The sequence below is a fragment of the Cellulomonas sp. P5_C6 genome (assembly GCF_054049635.1).
Window position 1 is genome coordinate 1 of sequence record NZ_JBFULZ010000366.1, and the last position, 1,426, is coordinate 1,426.

2 protein-coding genes are annotated in these 1,426 nt (G+C 58.5%); both read right to left on the bottom strand.

Annotation, left to right across the window (positions count from 1 at the left end):
- The coding region (locus ACXJKG_RS21165) for an AAA family ATPase (RefSeq protein WP_456847682.1) at positions 1–1,178 on the bottom strand (1,178 nt) is incomplete at its 3' end.
- The coding region (locus tag ACXJKG_RS21170) for a hypothetical protein (RefSeq protein WP_456847683.1) at positions 1,175–1,426 on the bottom strand (252 nt) is incomplete at its 5' end. The genes ACXJKG_RS21165 and ACXJKG_RS21170, both read right to left, overlap by 4 nt.

Below are 1,426 nucleotides of genomic sequence, written 5' to 3' on the forward strand. Positions count from 1 at the left end.
ACATCAAGGAGCGCAAGAACGCGCCGCTCAAGCTGGATATCGGCCGTCGCGCCAGTGTTCGACTCGAGCCGCAGAAGTCCATCTCGAGCTCGAACCAACTCAGCCTGTGTCTGCTCGCTGGCCGGGGGCAGATCCTGATGACAGGTGGGGCAACTGCCCCCCCGAATCTGCTCCTCAAGGATCGCGACGACGTCGCGGGCCTCCCTGATCTCGACCCGAGAGGTCTCCGCTCGGTCGTTCTGAGCGCGAATCAAGACGAGTCGCTCAGACAGTAGCCTCGCAGCAGGGGCAAGCCATCCAGTCGAGATTAGCCGAGCCATTTCACCGCGAAGGGCCTTCGCCTCAGTCTCGGCGCCATTGATTTGCGCCTCGAGCGTCTGCATTTCGCGAGCGTCCGCCTTGAGGTCGTCGACTGCAGCGATATCCCCCCGAACTCGCTCCAAGTCCTCCTTGGCCTTTCGTAGGGCCTTTCCGACCTCAACACGATCCTTCTGAATGCTCTCCTGCTTTGACTTCAGCTCGCGCAACTTCCGATTCGCATCCTCGCGCGCCTTCGAGTCCTTGATTGCCTTGTTTTGGCGCAGCAAGGAATCGATATGAAGTGAATGCACATCGTCCGCAGCGCGCTGCAGCGCGGGTATCCMAAGGACACTCTCGATGCTCGACTGCAACAGGTCGCGTTCCCGGTCGGAGTTCAAACGATCATAAAAATCCCTCAGAAGCTCGCCATCGAACAGAAAGAATTCGGAGATCTGCGGATGGAGCAACCGGCCAATCTCCGCGTCGATCATCGCCTCCTGAACGACCATCGAGTCGATTCGAAGATCCGCACTGACGTGTGGCATGTCTCCTTCGAACCGAGCCGATCGCACGAGCTGATAGCGTGAGCCATTTGCGACCCAGGAAATCGAGACTTCCATCGCAGACTCTCCGTCGGCGACTGCGGGACGGTTCAGATACGACTTGAGGCCAATTGCGGACTTGCTCGGTGACACACCCGCGTCGGGGCTTCCGTAGAGACCCCATCGGAGCGCGCGAAAGATGCTCGTCTTGCCCAGAGTGTTCTCTCCGTGAAACACGACGATGGGCGAGGCCGGAGTTACGCTTAGGTCAATGAGCCCCGTGTCGCGATAAGGTCCGAAGTTCTGAAGTCGGAGGCTCTCAAATTGCAGCGTCATTCCTGCCCCAACTCCAAAATGTCCAAAATGCGTCGACTAACCACTTCTTCGAGCGCCCGGACTTCCCGTTTGAACTTTGTTCGGTCATCTTCAAACTGGTGCCGCCAAGCGATTGACGCCAGATGGTCCAAGTCGGAGTCTTCAAATGCGCTCGCTAGGTGCCCGAACCTCGACTCAATGCCCGACGAAACCGCAACTTCGCGCAAAGCTTCGAGAGCACCATCGCGTCCATGGGTAGCGAGCGCATT